The sequence below is a fragment of the Drouetiella sp. genome (genome assembly GCF_059504425.1).
In genome coordinates, this window is sequence record NZ_JCACIN010000120.1 from 21975 (window position 1) to 42437 (window position 20463).

Sequence of the window (20463 nt, forward strand, 5' to 3'; positions counted from 1 at the left end):
CTAAAAATTATATTTTCGACAGTTCATTAAAGTCTTAGTGAACTCACCTAAGGCTTCGGTTGCTAAATCTAGCGCTGAACACTTTAATTACCATTATGAGGATTAGCGTCCCGTTATTTAACGCATCTTTACAATTAACATTTTCATTTCTTCTAGCGCTGACTAGATAGAAGTCTTGTAATAGACCATGAAACCTTTCTACAAGGCAGTATTAAGTTGATTTGTTCATCAGGGTTCTAGAAATTGGTTGCTAACGGTCAACTGGTATCGTCAAGGCTCAACTTAGAACAATGGTAAATTTGAACCCTTTTAGCGTTTCTGCTCCTCATCTTCGGATTGTTCGAGAGCAGAACCCTTTTTTGTCGGATTCCCTGTTGCATGACTGCGATTATGAGGTTGATAAAGTTGCTGCTGTGATTGAGCCGTTGCTCAATGCACCTGAGCGATGCCGCGTGACCTCCCTATATGTGCAGGCAGTTAGCACAGGAAGGCACACATTTCTGGCGACAAATTTAGTCCCCGATCGCCTGACTCAGGTGACATCGATCGCCTCTAACTGGTCGATTGGTCGTAGCCCGACTTGTGCTATTCCCGTGAGGCACAGGACAGTTTCTCGCTGTCATGCACTGATTGAATATCACGCAAGAGGGCTATACATCCGGGATATCGGCAGTAGCAATGGTACTTGGGTCAATCAGCGTCGTCTTATGCCCACTGAATACCAGATTTTGGGAGATGGTGATCTCATTCAGCTGGGTAAGCTGCAAATGGAGTTTTTTCTGAGGGTCTTTCCAAATGTGGTGAGCGATTTTAGCGATTCTGGATTTTAATGGCTTGATGCTTGATGCTTAATGCTTGATGCTTGATGCTTGAGAAGTTGTCGCGCGATCGCTTATGAAACCCTACCAACAAGTGCCGATCGTGGAGTGCCATGAGCCGTTGCTGCCGATTTCATCAGAGTTCGCGATAGAAACTCCCCATCCCTATGTCAGGCTAGGGGCACCCTATGGAGAGAAGTCGCCTTACTATCTGCGGCAAACCGTGTTAGAGCGTCTTTTGCAAGCGCAAGATGAGCTGCAACAGTCTTGTCCAGGCTGGCGTATCCAAATCTTTGATGCTTATCGTCCCCTGATTGTCCAGCAGTACATGGTGGACTATACATTTGCCGAGACTGTTGCGGTCATGGTTGCAGACATGGTTGCAGACATGGCTGCAGACAAAGGCATATCCTCGGAGCAGCTTACAGATGAGCAGCGTCAAAATGTCTGGGCGCAGGTCTACCAGTTTTGGGCAGTCCCCAGCTCTGATCCTCGTATGCCGCCGCCCCACAGCACGGGAGCTGCCGTAGATGTGACGCTCGTGAATGCAGAAGGTTTGGCAATTGATATGGGTTCTCCGATTGATGAAATGTCGCCGCGATCGCACCCCAACTATTTTGCTAAAGCTGCAAACAGCCATGAGGTAAGCGATAGCGCTATCTTTCATGCCCATCGGCAAATCTTAAAATGCGCTATGACCTCTGCGGGATTTCAACAGCATCCTAATGAATGGTGGCATTTCTCATGGGGCGATCAGCTCTGGGCGTGGCTGGTAAACCAGCAGCAAGACGGTATGGCTGAGACAGCTCGCTACGGATCTATCTAGACCCGCCTGGAAATTACAAGAGGGTTATGGGCAAGCCCCTTGTAATCTCCAGGCGGCAACTGTGCAGGTCAGTTTGTCGTGCAGTAGGTATTGACCTGAGTGACCAGGGGGCTTTCTTGATCTGTTGCAGTTTTAAGGGCATCAAAAGCTTTTTGTGCGGCAACCGCATCCTTAGAATTTGCTGCGGTTACCAAATCGCGGGTTGCCTTGCTCGTGTCGGTATACATGCTAATGAAGCGAGTCTGAAAGCTTTTTAGCTCCTCATCGCCGATGCTTAGCCCCTGCATATCTGACTTGGCTTTATCTGCTGCTTCAGCAATTTCAGACATGGCAGCTACATTGTCGGGAGTAGCTGTCTGGGTGACGTTTTGAACGGCAGACACTGCTTCGTTGGCAACTTTGATCAATTTGTTGCACTGAGAAACTTTGTTATCTGAGCAACTCACGAGAAAACTGAGGGCGGCGAGGGTCGAAACGGCGATCGCCCGCTTCAGCGGCTGATCCAAAAACGTCATGCATGTTCTCCTGAACTGGCGGTCAAACCCATGTGAAACACAAGGGGCTGTGTCTAGTTATAAGTTGCCTCTGGACAGAAGTACAGAGACGATCGAAATTCTAAACCTGAACTTTAGATTTAAATCTAAAGTTTTTCAGCTATGGCAACCGCCAAGGCGGTTAAGACGGGTACATTCTTGGTAGGGCGCGAAGCGCACCGCCGAAAATGTCCTAAGCAAACTGGCGACAGCTCTAAAACTCAATGAAGCTCTAAAACTTTTCCTGCTCAAGAGACGCGCGAAAAGCGCTAGACATCTTGAGGATTGAGGAGAGACATTGCCCAAGTCGTATAGGTGCCGATAGGACTCCAAAGCAGGTAAGGAATCAATAAAATCAGGGCTGTACTTGAAATCTGCGCCACCAGAATTGCCAGAATTACAGCTAAAATCGCTCCACTTCCGCCAATTATAGTGCCGACTTTCAGACTCTGCATTCCCAACATGACCGGGCTGTAGGCTAGGGTGACTAATTCTAGCAACAGATATAATCCCATAAGCAGCCAAGTCTGAGAACTTCCCGGCTCTTGATCCCAAACTAAGCTCGCTGACCCCGCGCCACAGGCAAAAACAAATGTCCAGATGACGGGAATGGCTTTTTCAAAAGTTAGCCAATCAGGACGACGCAATCGGTTAAACCACTGAACACCTTTGGGTCTAACCATGCTACCGATCGCCAATGCCAAGGCAAACGTGATACCACCAATTATCATCCAGGGTTTAATCATCATTTGCCCTTGGCTCTCCTCGCCATCGCGTCTCAGATACGTCTCATCTAGCAGCTTGGCAGAGGGTGGTGATGTTTGCAATCACTCCAGAGAATCATTCTGGCTTCCGCTGGACTTGTGCAGAAATGCGACTATCCAAAAATACCGCCGAAGAATTCGATCGCTTCCTTCAAAGCCAGGATAAAGGCATCAATTTCTTCAGGGGTATTGTAAAAATAGACGCTGGCACGAGCAGTGGACTGCGCCTTGAGGATACGGTGCAATGGCTGAGTGCAGTGGTGTCCGGCGCGAATCGCGATGCCTGCCTGATCGAGAATAGTAGACAAATCGTGGGGGTGCACCGCTCCCGTCGTAAATGCGGCTAACCCAGCGCGATCGCCTGACTGTGCTCCGTAAATCTGGACTTCGGGAATCTGTTTGAGCTGCTGAAATAGGTGAGTCGTCAACTCCTGTTCATAGGCATGAATATTATCCATCCCCAAGCTATTCAAATAGTCAACGGCAGCACCCAGGGCGACTGCCTCGGCAATGGCGGGCGTACCTGCCTCAAATTTGTACGGCAAATCGGCATAGGTAGCGCGATCGAGAAATACGTCTGCGATCATTTCACCGCCGCCGAGGAAGGGAGGCATCGATCGCAGCACATCCAGCTTGCCGTACAAGAAGCCAATTCCAGTAGGCGCACACATTTTGTGACCCGAAGCCACCAGCCAGTCACAGTCGATCGCCTGCACATCCACGGACATATGGGGCACGCTCTGGCAGGCATCAATCAGCACTCTTGCCCCCTGCTGATGGGCAAGCCGAACGATTTCTTCAACGGGATTAATGCAGCCCAGAGTATTGGAGACATGGACGATCGCCACCAGCTTCGTTTTGGCTGACAGCAGCGACTTGTAGTGCTCTAGATCAAACTCCTGAGTCTCGGAAAGCTGGACAAACTTCAGCACGGCTCCGGTGCGCTGCGCCAGAAGCTGCCAGGGAATTAAATTGCTGTGGTGCTCCATCACCGACAGAATCACTTCGTCGCCGGACTTGAGGTTGGCGTTGCCCCAAGCATAGGCAACTAGATTGATTGCCTCAGTAGCGTTGCGGGTGTAGACAATTTCCTGACGCGATGCTGCATTGATGAAGGCAGCGACTTTGTCTCTCGCACCTTCATAGGCATCGGTTGCCCGTGAGCTAAGGGTGTGAACACCGCGATGCACGTTGGCGTGATCGTGGGTGTAGTAATAATGTAAAGCCTCTAGAACCGCCAGAGGCTTTTGGGACGATGCCGCATTATCCAGATAGATCAAGGGCTTGCCGTGAATCTCTTGATCGAGGATGGGGAAGTCGGCACGGGTTTGGGTGGCGAGGGTGCGTTCTTGGGTGAAGGTCATGAGTAGCCAGGTGAGGGGGTGGATGGGTCGGAAGGGGAATCAGGGTAGGCTAGTTGCGGACTGCCATGCTACGACATTGCACTAGGTCGGAGAGGGTGCGGCGGAGAGAGGCGATCGCAATTTTCTCAATCACCTCATAGGCAAAGGCATAGACCAAAAGCTGACGGGCATCGGCAGCATCAATTCCCCGACTTTGCAGATAGAACACCTCATCGGCTTCGAGCTGGCCGACGGTTGCGCCGTGGGTGCATTTGACGTTATCGGCAACGATTTCGAGCTGCGGCTTGGTGTCTATGCGAGCTTTCGGAGAGAGCAGCAGGTTGCGGTTGAGCTGTCCAGCATCGGTCATCTGGGCGGCCTGGGGCACAAATACTTTGCCGTTGAAGACAGCATGACCCTTATCGTCCACGATGCATTTGTGGAGTTGTCGCGTGGTGCCGTGGGGCTGGGTAAGAGCGATCGTGCTGTGGGTATCGCCAATTTGCTCACCATGCAGCAGGGTTAGACCATTGAGCGTGGTTTCGGTCTGCGCTCCGGTCTGGTAAATCTCTAGGTGGTGCCGAGAGAGTTTTGCCCCCAGGCTGACTGCATTGCAGGTGTAGCGAGAGGTGCGGGCTTGAGAAACTGCGGTCTTGCCGATATGAAAGGCATGATGTCCGTCACGCTGCACGCGGGTGTGGTTCACCTCAGCGTTATCGGCGATCCAAATTTCGGTGACGGCATTGGTGAGGTAAGCGCCTGTGCCGATCGCTCCATAATCCTCAATCAGCGTCACGGCGCTATTCGTTTCTGCCACCACCAGGACACGCGGCTGAATTAAAGTAGCGCTAGTTGCCGTGGCAAGAAACAAGAGATGAATGGGGGTGTCGATCGCCACGCCTTTGGGCACCCAAACCACGGCTGCATCTGTCAACCCTGCTGTGTTCAGGGCAGTAAACACTTCTTCGGCTCCTGGCTGCTTGCCCAAGTAAGGCTGGAGGCGATCGCTATAACGCTCTAGCGCTGCGAGATTGCCGACTCTCAGCGTCTCTGGCAGGTTTGCAGTATTTGATAATTCTGGTGCGTAAATGCCATCCACAAAAACGAGCTGGCTAGCTTCAGGGAGGACGAAGGGAGCGATCGCCGCTGCGCTGACCTGTTGAGGCGTGACAGCTTCCAATGGAGTCTGTAGTAGCGTTGACAGATCGGTAAAGCGCCACTCTTCATCCCGCTGCGTTGGAAAAGCTTGTTCCTGGACTCGCAGGGCGGCGTGGTCGCGCAGTTCGTTGAGCCAGGGAAGATTCGCGGGGGAAGACTGAGCTAGCTTCAGTAGATTTGCCAGATAAGCCGATCGTTTTTCTGAGGCAGTCAGGGTCATTTCCGAAGGCAGGGAAACTTGAATACTCATGATCCTGCTCCTGCTGCGGCTTCTTCCAAAACCCAGTCATAGCCCCGATCTTCCAGCGCCAATGCCAGCTCTTTGCCGCCCGTGCGAATGATGCGCCCGTTTGCCATGACGTGAATGTAGTCAGGAATGATGTAGTCGAGCAATCGCTGATAGTGGGTAATGACGACGATCGCATTCTCGGCAGTGGAAAGCTGGTTCACGCCTCCAGCAACGATTCTGAGAGCATCAATGTCTAGCCCAGAATCGGTCTCATCCAGAATGGCAAGCTTCGGCTCCAGCAAAGCCATTTGCAGGATTTCATTCCGCTTCTTTTCGCCACCCGAAAAGCCCTCGTTGACGCTGCGGCTGAGGAAGCTGGCATCCATCTTGACGACATCCAACCTTTCCTGGATCAGTTCATCAAAGTCAAAGGCATCTAGTTCTTCTTCGCCCAAATGCTTGCGCTTGGAGTTGTAGGCAACGCGCAAAAAGTCGAGGTTGCTGACTCCAGGAATTTCTAGAGGGTATTGAAAGGCGAGGAAAATGCCCGATCGCGCTCTTTCTTCCGGCTCTAGCTCCAGCAGGTTTTGTCCCTGAAACTGAATGTCTCCACCTGTCACTTCGTAGGCTGGATGCCCCGCCAGAACCTTAGAAAAGGTGCTTTTCCCAGAGCCGTTGGGTCCCATAATGGCGTGAATTTCGCCCGCCTTCACCTCCAGGTTCATGCCCTTGAGGATGGGCGTTTCCCCCACGTTTGCAGTCAAATTCTTGACCGCTAAAATCTCGCTGCTGTTGTCAATAATCATGCTCTAACCTTACTTTTAATCCTTTACTTAAACTTGGCTAATCCGCTTCAAACTTTTGAATACATCATACAAATCATTACCCGGATTACGAATCTCAAAAATCCTGGAAATGGCATATCGATTGATCTCGCCTTGAACGAGCTTGACGAAGCAGAAACTGCCACCGCTAGCAATCAAGCCAAAACAGGGCTTGTCAACTTGAGGGCTAGCCAGCATATAAGCCAGAAGCTGTGCCAGCGCAGGTTCTATGGAAAAAGCGGCTTCTTTCGACTCAATGACTAACGCCCAAAATTGCTCTTTCAACAGCCAGATATCGATCTGTCCGCGAATGACTACGCCTTTATCTTCAGCGGTAATTTCGATCGCCTTCTCTGCCTGAATATGAAAAGGAGGCAGGTAAAAATCAGCTAGAAAAAGAAGGGGACCCAACACCGAAATTTGAATTGCCTTCTCACGCAAAGGTGGATGATTAATCAGGTTCCAATAGCCTTTCCGTATCTTATCCAGAGACTGCTTTTCTAAATCCGTGATAGCTGATAAATCATCCTGCCATTCCCTAAAAAAATCCAAGTCTTCAATAGCTTGAAGATTGAAGTTGCTAATCAGGTCTTGTAGGTCGATTGTGCTGGCTTGTAGTGTTTGAACCATAGTTATACCCATCTGGGCGGGCATCGCCCACCCGACAAAGCTGATGCCCTAACGAGAAATTAACCGACGCTACCTTCGAGCTTGAGACTGAGGAGGCGATCGGCTTCTACCGCAAACTCCATCGGAAGCTGGTTGAACACGTCTTTGCAAAATCCGCTAATGATCATGGAGATCGCGTCTTCTGCCGAAACGCCCCGCTGAGCAAAGTAAAACAACTGATCTTCGCCAATCTTGGAGGTCGAGGCTTCATGCTCAACTTTTGCCGTGTTATTTTGCACCTGAATGTAGGGGAATGTGTTGGCTCCGGCTCTGTCGCCAATCAGCATAGAGTCGCATTGAGAGTAGTTGCGCGCGCCGTCTGCCTTGGGCGAGATCTTCACCAGTCCGCGATAACTGTTTTCGGAATTACCCGCCGAGATGCCCTTAGAAATAATCGTGCTGCGGGTGTTCTTGCCGATGTGAATCATCTTGGTTCCTGTATCGGCCTGCTGTTTATTGTTAGTCAGCGCCACGGAGTAGAATTCGCCAATCGAGTTGTCGCCGATCAGCACACAGCTCGGATATTTCCAGGTGATCGCCGATCCGGTTTCTACCTGCGTCCAGGAAATCTTGGAGTTCACGCCTTGGCACAAGCCGCGCTTGGTGACAAAGTTGTAGATGCCGCCTTTTCCCTCTTTGTCCCCGGCGTACCAGTTCTGTACAGTGGAGTATTTGATCTCGGCATTGTCGAGTGCTACAAGTTCCACCACCGCCGCGTGGAGCTGATTGGTGTCAAACATGGGCGCGGTGCAGCCCTCCAGGTAGCTGACAGAACTGCCTTCTTCAGCAACGATCAGCGTCCGCTCAAATTGACCCGAATCGCCGTTGTTAATCCGGAAGTAGGTAGACAGCTCCATCGGGCACTTAGTCCCTTTGGGGATGTAGACAAAAGAGCCATCGCTAAATACGGCTGCATTGAGGGCGGCGAAGAAGTTATCACCCGCCGGGACGACGCTGCCCAGGTACTTCTGGATCAGCTCAGGATACTCGCGCATCGCTTCCGAGATAGAGCAGAAGATCACCCCATCTTTAGCCAGCTTTTCACGGAAGGTGGTGGCAACAGAGACGCTATCAAAAATGGCATCGACCGCCACGTTTGAGAGGCGCTTTTGCTCAGAAAGGGAAATGCCCAGCTTCTCGAAAGTTTCCAGCAGAGTTGGATCAACTTCATCCAGACTGCCCAGCTTTTCCTTCTGCTTGGGAGCCGAGTAATAGATGATTTTTTGGTAGTCGATCGCCGGATAACCCACTTCTGCCCAGTTAGGTTCCGTCATCTTCAGCCATTGGCGATAGGCTTTGAGGCGAAACTCCAGCATGAATTCTGGCTCGTTTTTCTTCAGCGAGATTAGGCGAACCACGTCTTCGCTCAGACCTGCTGGAATCACATCGGACTCAATGTCTGTTACAAAGCCGTATTTGTAGGGTTGGTTGACTAGGGATGTAACCGTTGTCGTCATGGTGGCTATTGGGGGGACAGTGTTCTCTCGATCGCTAACAAAGGGTATTTAAAACTTAAAAACTTAGGCTTGTTATAAAAACGCTCTCCGGGGGTCGCGGGCGGACAAGATGCCCGCCCTGTCAAGAATGTTGAAAACTAGCAGTGGTTGGTCGTTGCCCGAATTTCATCAAAGCCAATCTCCTGCTGCTGACCTGCAAAATCATTGTCAGGAGTGAGAAACAGCATACAGTGGCATTCTTTGCGCTCTCGCATGGGTACACAAGGACAGTTCCAGAAGGCTGCCGCAGCTTCTGCTGCTTTGTCTTCATAATGGCGGCAGGGGCAAAGGGGTGCGCCCAGATCGTCTTTGTGCTTCGCCAAGCCCTCAATCACGACAGCTGTGACGCTCAGATCAACGCAAAAGTAAGTGCCTGTGCGCTTGGCATAGCTCTCGGAGAAGCTGCGCATTAACTCTAAATTTTTATCTGAAGCTTGGGTGGTTTGTGAGGTTGTGTTCATCTCAAGGGGTTATCTCAATAGAGCGACAGGGCGACCAATAGCTTTATAATTAGAACAACTTCGCGGTTGCGTAAGTACATTCTAAAGCACTTTAGCAACGAAAAAGTTGTTAAAGTCAAAAACCAGCTTTTTTAGTCTACTATTTTGTCTGGACGCTCTGAGCCGATCGCCAAAAATATTGCCAGTCCATCCATAGAATTAAGACTGCCTAGAAGCTTTGACAGCCTGGAAGTTAAAACAGCCATGACCGCTACGCAGCAACCTTCCACCAAACAAGACATTCTCATTTACCTTCTGAAGCAAGGTCACGCCACGGCACAAGATCTTGCCCATCGTCTAGAAATTAGTGCTCAAGCCACACGCCGACATCTCAAAGACTTAGAAGATGAGGGGCTAATTCACCATGAGGCGATTCAGGAGGGTATGGGTCGTCCTAACCACATCTATCGGCTAAGTCAGACTGGGCGCGATCGCTTTCCCGATCGCTACGATGAATTTGCAGTTTCACTGTTGACCACCTTGGCGGCAACTGTAGATAAAAAACAGTTCAGCGATATTTTGCGCAAGCAGTGGGAGCAAAAGGCGCTGGAGTACCGCGATCGCTTGGGCAGTGGTTCGCTACAGGAGCGGGTCGAGACTTTGGTAGAAATTCGTCGAGCCGAGGGCTACATGACAGAATGGCATCTAGCCGAAAATATCGAGCTCCCAAACGTGGCGACCCCACACTATGTGATTACGGAATACAACTGCGCTATTTCTCAGATTGCTGAATCGTTTCCTAGCGTCTGTGGGCATGAGCTAGAAATGTTTGAGCTGGCACTAGAGGATTGCAAGGTGGAGCGAACCCACTGGATGGTGGGGGGCGAGCATCAGTGCGGATATCTGGTTCAGGCAAGATAGTGATGAGTCAAATAATAGTGGATGGGTGGATGGGAAAATCTCATCCACCCATCTACCTATCTACCCATCCACCCATCCACCCATCTTCATCTATCCGTCAGTGAACAATTGGCAGACCAGTAGTCACATTTTTTGAGAAATACCGCTCACCCTCAGCAAATCGCTGACCGATGTGCAGTAGTTAGCCAGCCCAAAGCTTGCAGGGCTAATAGGATGCTGATAGGTGAAATGTGGATCGCTCAAGCAAAACCGATCCCACTCTGCCATCTGGACGCGAAAGAGCTTGATAAATACGTCCGCCAATTGCAGCGATAGCGGTATCCGAAAATAGATGCGCTGCTTCAAGTAAGCACAAATTTCCTCAATAGTCTGGTTTACCGTCAGCGGCGGATTGCCTAAAACCAGCTCGTGAGGTTCGTCTTTTTGAATGGGATGCTCGATTAGATACGAAACCACCTGGGCGATATCCTGAGCATGAAGAAAATGGAAGCTACCCTCTGCTCGAAAAAAGCGAATCAGCGGCACTAACTTCACGATGTCTTTAATGCCAGCCGAAATATGAGAGTAGGGTTTTTGCGCATCACCCCCAAATACCAGCGTCGGAAACAGCGTGATGACATGAGGGGCGATCGCCAATTTCCCTAACTGCTCGTGACACTGAAACTTTGACTGGATATAATCTGTGCCAATCTCGCCCGCTTGCTTTAGGGGCTGATGATGGCGATCGAGAATGCTTGCCGTGGAAAAATAGATCACCTGCTGGCAAACCGCCGGATCGAGCAGGTTCAGCAGACGAATGGTTTTAGTGACGTTCGTATCGTAGGTTTCTTCTGCGCCCCCCCATGCGGTTGCCGTCAGAACCGCATGGTCGATCGTCTTCAGCAATCTGCCGACGCGCTCAATTTCCCGCAGATCGCCCTGAATGATGGTGACTCCAGGGCGAGAATTGTAGTCAAACTTCAGCTTTGCCGGATTGCGCACTAGAAAAAACAGCTCGTGGTCTGTTTTCTGAATCAGCAGATCGGCAAGATAGTGACCAATACAGCCACTTGCGCCCGTGACGAAGATTCTCTTAGACATGGCAGTGAGCACAGGGATAAATTGGGGCTGGGTCGATCAGCTCCATTGTGTGGATCTGCTGAGTATAACCGCAGGACGGTCATGGTGAGCTGACCAAATGTCAGTTTTTGCTTCTCAAGCACGATCGCCTTCATCCACCGTCTCACCGATCGCTTAATCCTTTTCCCTAACCGTTGGCGCAGCCTCTCTTTTAGAGAATCGCCCCTCGCTCACCGCCTCAACCCAAACCTCCTGGGACTGAATGGGGAAAGCGATCGCCCCTCAACCACCGTCACCCCCAAACTTGCTGGGACGGTTCTCTCTCAACCAACCTTCTGCAACTGCGATTGCAAGATGTAATTGTGCAGCCAGCTAACGGCTCAAATCAGCGGCGGCAGATAACCTTGACCTAGCATTTGCTATTGACTCCCGTCTACCTCAGATACTACGTTAGACCGTCGCAGCCACTAAACTTTTGAACGTCAACTTGCTTTTGCCAAAGAGCGCACTGCTAAAATTTCATCAGGACGCAGAACTTCTACTACAGAGATTGGGACAGCTATCACTGTAAAAGACTCACCGATCGCATTAAAGACTTCCAGTACACAGCCTTCTTCACCGTTATTCGGATGAGGAACAAAATCAACCAACACTGCAACATCTCCGGCTCTCAGTCCATGCTCTGGCAAATCGCGAGTTAGTGCAACCTCCTGATATAACTCCATTGTCATCTTGTCCAACCCTCTTATACTGAATTGTCTGACACAAAATTTAAAGTTCTCTCAAATCGATCGCTACAATCTTCCCATGATTGCCTTCTTCGACTTGCGATCGCACCTGAGATTCATAAATCTCATCGTCACGCCGAGCAAACTTTTCTTTAGCTATATCGAGGTTGTCGAACTGTCATAAGCTTGACCTCGCTTCAAGGTTGCCTCAATATTTTATCCTGAGAATTTGGCATGATTACTCGATAAAATAGAGGCATACAAAGTACAGTAACACCTCATGAACTCAGCAGCTAGCTTACTTAATCGCATCACCCAAACACCAGGTCAATGTGGTGGTCGTCCCTGTATTCGAGGGATGAGAATTCGTGTTACCGATATCTTAGAGATGTTAGCTGAGAACGTTAGCGTCACTGAAATCTTAGAAGACTTTCCCGACCTTGAACTAGCAGACATTCAAGCCTGTTTGCTCTTTGCAGCCCGTCGTACTGATTTCCCAAGATTGACGGCATGAAAATTTGGATTGATGCTCAACTTCCTCCAACACTGGCTAACTGGCTGTCAGCGACTTTTGGATTAGAGGCTGCTGCTTTACGAGACTTGTCACTGCGAGATGCTCAAGACATCACAATTTTTGAAGCAGCACGAGCCGAAAGTGCTGTGATTATGACCAAAGATAGCGATTTCATTGATTTAGTTTGTCGTTTAGGAACACCACCTCAAATTTTATGGTTAACCTGCGGCAACGTTACTAACCGCAACTTACGACAATTGTTAACCGCAACTCTACCTGATGCGCTAGAACAGCTACGACAAGGGGCAATAATTGTAGAAATTAGCAATGCCCCTTAAATCGTTCATCGACCAATCAAAACTATTGCCTAAAGATAACACTCCGATCGCTTAATCTTTTCCCTAACCGTTGGCGCAGCCTCTCTTTTAGAGAATCGCCTCTCAATCACCGCCTCAACCCAAACCTCCTGGGACTGAACGGGGAAGGCGCGCCCTTCAACCATCGTCTCCCCGATCGCCTCTTGGGACAGGACAGGTAGAGCGATCGCCCCCTTATCTTTAGACCCCTTCCTCTCCCCGATCGCCTCACCCACTGCATCAATCGATCGCTGCTGGAACGTTGCGGTTATGCCGATTGCCCTCATCTACGAGTGCAAGAGCTTTGTGCGAAGCTTGTAAATGTAGGCATCTACGGCTGTCCCGTCTTTGAGCTTCACTGTCGTTAGGACTCGCTCATAGCCTTCGCCCTCAAACTCATCAAGGCGAGTCCAGTGCTCAGCCAGCATCTCTGAGCTGAAGAGAAAACCTTCGATTACGCCGCCATGCTGATTCAAGATGATGCCTGGGTAACCAACTGCTGCACCCCAGCCTTCTTGAAGCAATGTGCCAGTGACGGTCGCTGACTCCCACTCTCCCGGAACATCCGCTAGGACGTGTTCGTTGGGCCGACCTGGGGCGAGCGTTCCGTAAACGAAAAGCCGATGAGTCATCGATCTCTTAAAGTCAGGTAACGACCCGCTTCACCCGCCGCTAGTCCTTTCGGACTCAACAAAAAAATTTTAAACGGTCGGTGTGCAAGCGGATTGTTATCTGGATTCTGCACCGAACCCTAGGCGACCTTATCCATTTTATCTCCTAACAATTGCTTCCAAAATACCTTGGGGTTTTAGCCACCCGCAGGCTTATTTGGAAGAGCAGAATAGTTTAGTACTGCTTCTCGAAATTCCATCCAAGGAAATTTTTTGCCAGGATCTGCCCTCCTTGTTGAATCTAACTTGGCATGGGAAATAACATGCTTCAACTTCGGGTACTTAGCCCAGGCATACAAGACAACTCTAGCGGTCATTGTGGTTTGCCAAACAGAAAAAGGATCGCGATACTCTTCCACATCTTGTGTATTAACAATTTCAATTCCTAAACTTCTGTTGTTTACATTTGAGCCTTCTCCAAGAACTGTCTCGCTCACATTGATTGTATCTCTAACATGGCGTGCAGCTTTGGCTTCAGCAACAGTTGCCCATACGACGTTACCATGTTTAGGCTCGTCTTCATCCGGTATTATCCAGTGAGCACTTGCCACATTCCCATCCCTACGCCAAGTATCAATGGCATCCTGTGTTGCGTAACCTGCTGTTGCATGTATGACGATAGTGTCTATTGCGTCAGAAGCGGCTCCTCCTCTTTCCCGTGCGCGATTGCTAGTCAGCCAATCATAAGCAGGATGTTTTTGCTCATTCAATGGAAAGAGATCTGGTCGTTTACCAGAAGGTAGCGTAAAGTAAAATGTTTCAGGGTTAGCCATTGTAAAATTGTTGTAGAGTTTGTCTTTAGAGAACTAATTCTGTGCATACAATCGAGTACTAAAAAGTGTTTGATACCCATCTTTGATTTTTCAAGAGACGTGATAGTCTTTTACTCACGGGGCCATAGTCCTGCCCAACCATCTTTTCCAATAGAACCTGTCTTGTCTACTTTCTGCAAAGAAAAATCATATCGCTGATACTGATCGCCTCGGAAAAAGTATCCTTTGCCATCTTTTGGATGAGTAATAGCAGCATTAATTCCATTTGTCCAAAGCCCAGCCCAGCCATCTGCAATTCGAGCTTCTTTATCAACCTTCTGTTTGCTGAAGTCATAGCGCTGGTATCGATCGCCTCGGAAGAAAAATGCTCTCTTCCCATCTGGATGATTGATAGCTGCATCTATTCCTGTATTCCACACACCAGACCAGCCATCAATGCCAATCTGGGCAGTTCTGTCAACAGAGGCTTTATCGAAATCATATCGCTGAAACTGATTACGTCTGAAAAAGTAACCTTTTCCATTTGGATGGGTCACTGCTGCATCAATTTTGTCAAAGGTTAACCCCTGCCAGCCATCAACATTGAATTGAGCCGTTTTATCTACGCTGTTTGATGAAAAGTCAAAGCGCTTATACAAGTTATCGCGGAAAAAGTATGCTTTTCCATTAGGGTGCAAGATAGCTGCATTAATTGAATACAGACTGCGAACTGCTGCAATATCACCTTTACTTAAACCTTCTCTTTGTCCAATTCTATTTGTCCACGGCTCAGGCGCAATAATGGTTGGCTTGCTTTCATCGATCGCGAAGGCATAAGCACCGTAATGCATGATTGATTCATAATCGTAGGTGTTTAAATCCTCACCATCGTAAATGCGTTGATTAAAATTAGCCTCTAAAAAATCTTCATCGTTTGGGAGGTTAGCGTAAACGACTTCTACAAACTTGTCACGATCACTACGGCTCTGTTCATGCCACAACCCAACAGCATGACCAATTTCATGAATAGTGCTACCAAGACCGCAGTTACCAGAAAGCTCAATTATTTGCTCGCCGCCGACCATTCCGACTCGTGAGCTACAACCGCGATAATTAGGATCTTGTTCTTCTCTTGATAGAAATGTAACAAAACTCTTTTCATTAATGTGCTTAATAAATCGAATGAGCGTTTCTTTTTCCCAGTGTTGGATAGCTAGCTCTACGTTTTCTTGCTCTGGCAATACCAATGAAGGATCAAGCTGATAAGGAATTACTCCATTGCTCCAACGTTTTCCGGCACCAACGACTCCAATGCCCTCAGTTATTTGATCAAGCTCATCTACTGACCCTAAAACGATGTCCCCTTCGACAATCGCATAACCTCCAACCACTGAAAACTTAATGATGCGCTCTGAGAAAGTATGTCCAGAAAGCTTAACAAATCCAAATTTTGAGCCAGATCTATATTCGCCGCATGAACGAGTGCAAGACATTGCTTATTACCTTCAAAAAGTATTTGACAAAACTTACCTTACTAATCCAGATAACTATATATTCAACGTCACATATGCTGGATAAGCGCTTATCTTCTCAGAATTATCAAGCACATTTGCGTGATAACACCCGCTTCTTGAGGAATTAGATAGAAACTTTGCGGTCTAAGTCCGGAGTCCTAGGGTGTTATCCGTCATATTTGATGGTTAATTCTAGAGGTTGGGGTGCTTATCCGTCATTTACACGGGATAACACCCCAAATGCCGGAGTTATCCATCATCTGCCAATGCTACAACCTCCATCACCTCGTCTACCCGATCGCCTCCCCATTCCCTCTCCCAAGGCACAAACAAACTTCTTCAACAAAGAGCTTGACGATCGCCCCCTCCTTCCTATATTGTTATCCGCTAAGGTTGCTTTTTTGCTCTCAGCGCCAGCAGCCTTAATTCACCCAAAAACCTCTGGCGAGGTATGAAGTAGATTGGTCCCTACGACATACCTCTAACCTTACAGACCGGGATGGCAGTCCGTAGGGCTTTGAACAGTGTAGCTTTCTGGTTACACTCCTTGGCGCTACTTGTTAATCGATCGTGAGTAGCCATGTTTTTGGGGTTCCTTCTCGTCTTGCATTTCTGACCCATAGTTCAGGCAAGCGAGATCTCTACAAGCGAACCCAAAACCACAAGGAGTAATAGTCATGACCGGAGAATTCAATTTCTTCAACCATCCGGCGTTTCAACCGGAGGAAGAACCTAGCCCGGAGCGAGAGATCATTCGTGTCATTATCTTCGCCTCCCGTGCTGCCGTTCAAGCGACCATTCGCGAATCCCATGTGCGCGGCTTTCGGACGATCGATACTTGGAGTCCACTCTTACCCACCCCTGATCCGCAGAAGGTGATGGCAATCAGCACCCACTATCGCCCGACGAATGGTTAAGGGGCGATCGACGAGATAGCCTGAATAGGATCTAGCGGAGGGATGACGCAATTCAGCATTAGCCCTCCGCTACATCAGATCCTTTCCGTTTATTGAAATTGCGATCGCAAATACGGAAAATGTGACCTCATTTTCGATAAACGAAGTCCCTTGCATCAAAAATGCGATCGCATTTATTGAAATTACGATCGCATTTTTGAGAATCGAGACCTCCTTTACCTGTTTTCCCCATTCATTTTTGAACTGCCCGTAAAGGCTTCAGCTCAATCTCGCATAAACACCCAGCTATTTTTGCCATTTTCCGTATTGTGGGTAAGCTTCAATCAACCTTTACCTTTTAAAGACTGCCATGTGAAGCACGCTCAACGAGCATCTTTGCGTAGGGCTGAGATATCCCAGGCTTGGTCGGCATCCTGAATCAGATCTTTTTCGTCTGACTGCAAAAGTTGCTCCAAGTCCTTCGCCAACTGGCGCGATCGCGCAATTACAACGGCATCATCTCCTTCCAAAACTGCCATTTCATGCAGCGCTGCTTCATCGTGCTGTCGGAAGGTTTGCGCTACCCGGTGTGCTCTGTGGGAGCGAACCCCTAGTAACTTCAGGGCTGCAACTCCCATATCTAAAGCAGAACCAAAGGTTTCTCGCTGAATCACATCCACTCCCTGCCGAATTAGCTCATATGCATGGCGGCGATCGACTGCCCTTGCCAGAATTTTGAGATGGGGAAAATGCTTACGCGCTAGTTCTACCACTTCCAGAATTTTTTCAGGTTCGTCGATCGCCACGACTAAAAGTTTGGCTCGCTCTGCCCCAGCGGCATGCAGGAGATCAAGCCGGGAGGCATCGCCGTAGAACACCTTCCACTCAAACCGCCGCAATAGCTCAATTTGTCCTGGACTGTGATCCAAAACGGTAATCTGGCAACCGTTTGCCAACAAGAGCCGCCCTACAATCTGACCAAAGCGACCAAACCCAGCGATAATCACCGGGGTTTCGCCGTCGTCAATCTTATCGGCTTCTCGATCCTCTGCCGGAGCATTAAACCGAGGCTGTACGAACCTGTCATTAACAATCATCAGCAGCGGAGTCACCACCATCGACATCGCCACTACCGCCACCAGTGGAGCCGCTACAGCCGAGGTCAGCACCCCCGACTGGGTGGCAAAGGAGAATAGGACAAAGGCAAACTCTCCCCCCTGAGCTAGGGCAAAGGCAAACAACAAACTTTGGCTTAACTCCAGTTTGAAAAACCACCCCAGGGCAACTAGAACACCGAACTTGACGATCGCCAGCCCCAGCACCAAGCCCAAAATCAGTAAGGGCTGCTGCAACACCAGATTGAAGTTAACGCTAGCTCCTACCGAAATAAAGAACAGTCCCAGCAGCAACCCCTTGAACGGATCAATATCACTCTCTAACTCATGGCGATACTCACTATCTGCCAGTACGACTCCTGCCACAAAGGTTCCCAGCGCTGGGGATAGCCCTACCGCCTGCATGGCTAGCGCAATCCCAATCACCAGCAGCAGCGCCGTTGCCGTGAAAATCTCTCGTAGCTTGGTGGCGGCAATAAAGCGAAACACAGGGCGCATGAGGAACCGTCCAGCGACGATGATGCCACCCACCACGCCCATGACCAGCAGCGCCTGTTGCCAGGGAGGTAAGGCTGAACTCTGAGTTGGCTCTGCCGCAACCAGCATGACTCGACTCGCCAACAGGCTGACAGCGCTGCTTTTCATCGCCAAAATGGGCAGGAACGCCAGGATGGGAATCACAGCAATATCTTGAAACAGCAGCACCGAAAAAGCAGACTGTCCGGCTTCTGTTTTGCTCAGCCCCTTTTCGTTGAGCGTTTGCAGCACGATCGCCGTGGAGGACATTGAGAGAATCATCCCTACGGCCAGCGCCATTTGCCAAGAAAGTCCGAACAGTAGGGCGATCGCTCCTATCACCAGGCTAGTGACTGCCACCTGCAATCCGCCCAACCCTAAGATCGGCAGCCGCAGCCGCCAGAGCAGCGAGGGTTGCAGTTCTAAACCCACCAAAAACAGCATCATCACGACGCCAAACTCAGCGAAGTGCATTACATCTTCGCCCTCTTGCCCAACAAAGTGCAGCCCAAAAGGCCCAATAATCACCCCAGCGATCAGATATCCCAGCACCGAACCTAATCCCAGTCGCTTGGAGATGGGCACCGATAGCACCGCCGCCGCCAGGTAGATAAATGCCTGAAAAAACAGGTTTTCATTGTGCATGTTGGGAGGTCTCCGGCGTTCTGATCGTTTGATCCAGATTGTGGTTTAGGAACTTCTGCTGTCGCAACTGATCCCAGTGCATCGTGTCATCGCGCAGTGCCATGATTGCCTTGTGATAATCGTTCACATGCTTGGAAATTTGCTCTGACCCATGCAGTTGATGCGTCCCTTGAACGACAAATGGCGGCAGATACTCCATGCCGCAGAGTCGCGCGGTTTGCTCAAAGGGCGCCAACAATTCTCGAATCGTGAAAAAATTATGTCCCTGCCGACAGTAAGCCTCTTGACTGCCTCCAGTCGTAATCACCGAAAGAAACTTTTTCCCTTGTAGAGCTGTGCCGCCATGACCATAAGCAAAACCATGCTCTAACACCAAATCCTGCCATTCCTTTAGGATGGCAGGGCTGCTGTACCAGTAAAAGGGATGCTGAAACACAATAATATCGTGGTCAAGCAGAAGGCGCTGCTCATGCTTCACATGGATATGCAGGTTAGGATACTGCTCGTACAAGTCGTGAATCGTAATGGAATCGATTCCCTTCAAAGCCTGAATCAAATGTCGATTCACCCGCGATCGCTCCAATGCGGGATGAGCAAACAGAACTAAGATGCGGTTGGGGACGCTCATTTGAAACCTTACTCAAGGAGTATTCGAGCCATATTAGCTATGATTCTTTTAGCACACCCAGCTCAATTCTGTCTGATTCATACATTGCCTTAACATCTGCGGGTGAAACTTACTCCCCCAACCTCACATAGCCGGGGCCATCAGGTCGCTAATGGGAGCGGCATGAGAAATTCTCTTGAAGGTCGGCACCTGAACCGATACTGCTCCCTTCGGAATGTCCATGGCGATCGCCACTCTTTTGCCAGTAATCATAATTCGCCGCAAGACCAATGCCTCTCGCACAGAAAGTTTTAATCTGGCATAGCAGCCGATAAGCAGATATGGCTCTTACGATCGCTCTGATTGAAGGGGTGTGAGCGATCGCAGCACTGCTCAAACGAAAACCAAGAATTAGAGAATCTTTTGATTGGGGGCTAATCCTCAAGGAACCCTGTCTGACTTTTCAGCCTAGCTTTCAAGGGTAGATTTACCAGTACCCTAACAGATTACCTGTATTGAGCTAGTGTTGAATTCTTTAGTTGTCTTTACGACTCGGAACTTATCCATCAGAGCATAGAGCGATGCCTAGATATTGGAGAACATGGAGAGTGAGATGGGCTGTAGGGCTTTTTGCCATAAGTGTTGCTTGTTTACTTTGGTTTTCAACCAAACCTTATGGATTACCTGGTGACTTCTTACTAAAAATCATGCTCTTTCAGAGCAGCATTGCTCTCGTCATTGGTTTAATTTCAGGCATGGTTACAGCAATCCTACAACGATCGCTCAGGGCTGGAGGTATTGTTCTGTTGGGCGTGTTATTTGGTGCGACATTGGGTGGAACCGTAGGATTAGCAGTTGGAATATTTGTAGGTGGGGCAATGGACAGGATTTTTCCGGGACCAACAGATCCTGACTTACCAAACCTTGGAGCAGCATTGGCAGGCATGGCTGTTTATTTTTTTGGGCAAATCATTGGAGCAATCTGGGGAGGAACAGATTGGTTAGCTTTCTACAGCTCAAATCACAGGCGAAGAGAGAATTAAACAATGCGACAACTTTCACAAATAGA

The 20463-nt window shown here is 49.3% G+C and carries 25 protein-coding genes; 8 read left to right on the forward strand and 17 right to left on the reverse strand.

Translation table 11 applies throughout. From position 1 onward, the window contains the following. Positions 1 to 290 precede the first annotated feature (290 nt). Together AC5JMP_RS26620 and AC5JMP_RS26625 are read left to right on the forward strand one after the other, a co-directional pair. Positions 291 to 830: an FHA domain-containing protein gene (locus AC5JMP_RS26620; protein WP_495854529.1), complete on the forward strand. Its 540-nt coding sequence runs from the start codon at positions 291 to 293 to the stop codon at positions 828 to 830. Between the two features lie 64 nt (positions 831 to 894). After that, positions 895 to 1644 (forward strand): M15 family metallopeptidase, encoded by a 750-nt coding sequence (locus tag AC5JMP_RS26625; protein WP_495854530.1) that lies wholly within the window; start codon positions 895 to 897, stop codon positions 1642 to 1644. Between the two features lie 68 nt (positions 1645 to 1712). On the opposite strand, the gene AC5JMP_RS26630 is transcribed toward AC5JMP_RS26625, so the two are convergent. From AC5JMP_RS26630 to AC5JMP_RS26665, 8 genes are all read right to left on the reverse strand, one after another. Continuing rightward, a complete protein-coding gene (locus tag AC5JMP_RS26630; RefSeq protein ID WP_495854531.1) occupies positions 1713 to 2159 on the reverse strand; it encodes a hypothetical protein in 447 nt (148 codons plus the stop codon). A gap of 287 nt (positions 2160 to 2446) precedes the next feature. After that, the gene (locus AC5JMP_RS26635; protein WP_495854608.1) at positions 2447 to 2923 is read right to left on the reverse strand and encodes a TspO/MBR family protein; all 477 of its coding nucleotides are present in this window, start codon (positions 2921 to 2923) and stop codon (positions 2447 to 2449) included. Between the two features lie 131 nt (positions 2924 to 3054). Beyond that, positions 3055 to 4305, reverse strand: a complete 1251-nt coding sequence (locus AC5JMP_RS26640) for a SufS family cysteine desulfurase (RefSeq protein WP_495854532.1) — start codon at positions 4303 to 4305, stop codon at positions 3055 to 3057. A 49-nt stretch (positions 4306 to 4354) separates the two neighbouring features. Next, complete coding sequence (sufD, locus tag AC5JMP_RS26645) at positions 4355 to 5692, reverse strand: Fe-S cluster assembly protein SufD (RefSeq protein ID WP_495854533.1); 1338 nt, start codon at positions 5690 to 5692, stop codon at positions 4355 to 4357. Beyond that, positions 5689 to 6477 (reverse strand): Fe-S cluster assembly ATPase SufC, encoded by a 789-nt coding sequence (gene sufC, locus AC5JMP_RS26650; RefSeq protein ID WP_495854534.1) that lies wholly within the window; start codon positions 6475 to 6477, stop codon positions 5689 to 5691. The genes sufD and sufC overlap by 4 nt, the downstream gene beginning before the upstream one ends. 27 nt (positions 6478 to 6504) lie before the next feature. Then, positions 6505 to 7125, reverse strand: coding sequence for a restriction endonuclease subunit R (locus AC5JMP_RS26655; protein WP_495854535.1), 621 nt, complete (start codon positions 7123 to 7125; stop codon positions 6505 to 6507). Between the two features lie 59 nt (positions 7126 to 7184). After that, positions 7185 to 8621 (reverse strand): Fe-S cluster assembly protein SufB, encoded by a 1437-nt coding sequence (gene sufB / locus AC5JMP_RS26660; protein ID WP_495854536.1) that lies wholly within the window; start codon positions 8619 to 8621, stop codon positions 7185 to 7187. Positions 8622 to 8758: 137 nt separating this feature from the next. After that, positions 8759 to 9121, reverse strand: coding sequence for a ferredoxin-thioredoxin reductase catalytic domain-containing protein (locus tag AC5JMP_RS26665; protein ID WP_495854537.1), 363 nt, complete (start codon positions 9119 to 9121; stop codon positions 8759 to 8761). A gap of 243 nt (positions 9122 to 9364) precedes the next feature. Here AC5JMP_RS26665 and sufR point away from each other — a divergent pair, with 243 nt between their 5' ends. Continuing rightward, entirely contained in the window at positions 9365 to 10021 is a 657-nt protein-coding gene (sufR, locus tag AC5JMP_RS26670) for an iron-sulfur cluster biosynthesis transcriptional regulator SufR (RefSeq protein WP_495854609.1), read from the forward strand. A gap of 123 nt (positions 10022 to 10144) precedes the next feature. Here sufR and AC5JMP_RS26675 read toward each other — a convergent pair whose 3' ends face one another. Together AC5JMP_RS26675 and AC5JMP_RS26680 are read right to left on the reverse strand one after the other, a co-directional pair. Continuing rightward, positions 10145 to 11101: an NAD-dependent epimerase/dehydratase family protein gene (locus AC5JMP_RS26675; protein ID WP_495854538.1), complete on the reverse strand. Its 957-nt coding sequence runs from the start codon at positions 11099 to 11101 to the stop codon at positions 10145 to 10147. A 461-nt stretch (positions 11102 to 11562) separates the two neighbouring features. After that, positions 11563 to 11811 (reverse strand): DUF4926 domain-containing protein, encoded by a 249-nt coding sequence (locus AC5JMP_RS26680; RefSeq protein ID WP_495854539.1) that lies wholly within the window; start codon positions 11809 to 11811, stop codon positions 11563 to 11565. Between the two features lie 277 nt (positions 11812 to 12088). On the opposite strand from AC5JMP_RS26680, the gene AC5JMP_RS26685 reads away from it, so the two are divergent. Both AC5JMP_RS26685 and AC5JMP_RS26690 read left to right on the forward strand, forming a co-directional pair. Then, positions 12089 to 12322, forward strand: coding sequence for a DUF433 domain-containing protein (locus AC5JMP_RS26685; protein WP_495854540.1), 234 nt, complete (start codon positions 12089 to 12091; stop codon positions 12320 to 12322). After that, on the forward strand, positions 12319 to 12660 hold the full coding sequence (locus AC5JMP_RS26690) for a DUF5615 family PIN-like protein (RefSeq protein ID WP_495854541.1): 342 nt from the start codon (positions 12319 to 12321) through the stop codon (positions 12658 to 12660). The genes AC5JMP_RS26685 and AC5JMP_RS26690 overlap by 4 nt, the downstream gene beginning before the upstream one ends. Before the next feature lie 29 nt (positions 12661 to 12689). On the opposite strand, the gene AC5JMP_RS26695 is transcribed toward AC5JMP_RS26690, so the two are convergent. The 4 genes from AC5JMP_RS26695 to AC5JMP_RS26710 all read right to left on the reverse strand — a co-directional run bounded on the left by AC5JMP_RS26695 (position 12690) and on the right by AC5JMP_RS26710 (position 15594). After that, complete coding sequence (locus AC5JMP_RS26695; RefSeq protein WP_495854542.1) at positions 12690 to 12965, reverse strand: hypothetical protein; 276 nt, start codon at positions 12963 to 12965, stop codon at positions 12690 to 12692. Beyond that, the gene (locus tag AC5JMP_RS26700; RefSeq protein WP_495854543.1) at positions 12966 to 13310 is read right to left on the reverse strand and encodes a gamma-glutamylcyclotransferase family protein; all 345 of its coding nucleotides are present in this window, start codon (positions 13308 to 13310) and stop codon (positions 12966 to 12968) included. Between the two features lie 176 nt (positions 13311 to 13486). Continuing rightward, a complete protein-coding gene (locus tag AC5JMP_RS26705) occupies positions 13487 to 14122 on the reverse strand; it encodes an N-acetylmuramoyl-L-alanine amidase (protein WP_495854544.1) in 636 nt (211 codons plus the stop codon). A gap of 110 nt (positions 14123 to 14232) precedes the next feature. Next, positions 14233 to 15594 (reverse strand): M12 family metallopeptidase, encoded by a 1362-nt coding sequence (locus AC5JMP_RS26710; protein ID WP_495854545.1) that lies wholly within the window; start codon positions 15592 to 15594, stop codon positions 14233 to 14235. A gap of 203 nt (positions 15595 to 15797) precedes the next feature. On the opposite strand from AC5JMP_RS26710, the gene AC5JMP_RS26715 reads away from it, so the two are divergent. Further along, a complete protein-coding gene (locus tag AC5JMP_RS26715) occupies positions 15798 to 16070 on the forward strand; it encodes a hypothetical protein (protein WP_495854546.1) in 273 nt (90 codons plus the stop codon). A gap of 222 nt (positions 16071 to 16292) precedes the next feature. After that, positions 16293 to 16532 carry a hypothetical protein gene (locus tag AC5JMP_RS26720; RefSeq protein WP_495854547.1) on the forward strand — a complete coding sequence of 80 codons (240 nt, stop codon included), beginning with the start codon at positions 16293 to 16295 and terminating at the stop codon, positions 16530 to 16532. A 362-nt stretch (positions 16533 to 16894) separates the two neighbouring features. Here the strand turns inward: AC5JMP_RS26720 and kefC are convergent, their stop codons facing one another. From kefC to AC5JMP_RS26735, 3 genes are all read right to left on the reverse strand, one after another. After that, entirely contained in the window at positions 16895 to 18787 is a 1893-nt protein-coding gene (kefC, locus tag AC5JMP_RS26725; RefSeq protein WP_495854548.1) for a glutathione-regulated potassium-efflux system protein KefC, read from the reverse strand. Next, on the reverse strand, positions 18777 to 19415 hold the full coding sequence (gene kefF / locus AC5JMP_RS26730) for a glutathione-regulated potassium-efflux system oxidoreductase KefF (RefSeq protein ID WP_495854549.1): 639 nt from the start codon (positions 19413 to 19415) through the stop codon (positions 18777 to 18779). The genes kefC and kefF overlap by 11 nt, the downstream gene beginning before the upstream one ends. A 123-nt stretch (positions 19416 to 19538) precedes the next feature. After that, positions 19539 to 19667, reverse strand: a complete 129-nt coding sequence (locus tag AC5JMP_RS26735) for a hypothetical protein (protein ID WP_495854550.1) — start codon at positions 19665 to 19667, stop codon at positions 19539 to 19541. A gap of 308 nt (positions 19668 to 19975) precedes the next feature. Between AC5JMP_RS26735 and AC5JMP_RS26740 the strand changes: the two genes are divergently transcribed. Then, complete coding sequence (locus AC5JMP_RS26740) at positions 19976 to 20437, forward strand: hypothetical protein (protein ID WP_495854551.1); 462 nt, start codon at positions 19976 to 19978, stop codon at positions 20435 to 20437. Positions 20438 to 20463 lie beyond the last annotated feature (26 nt).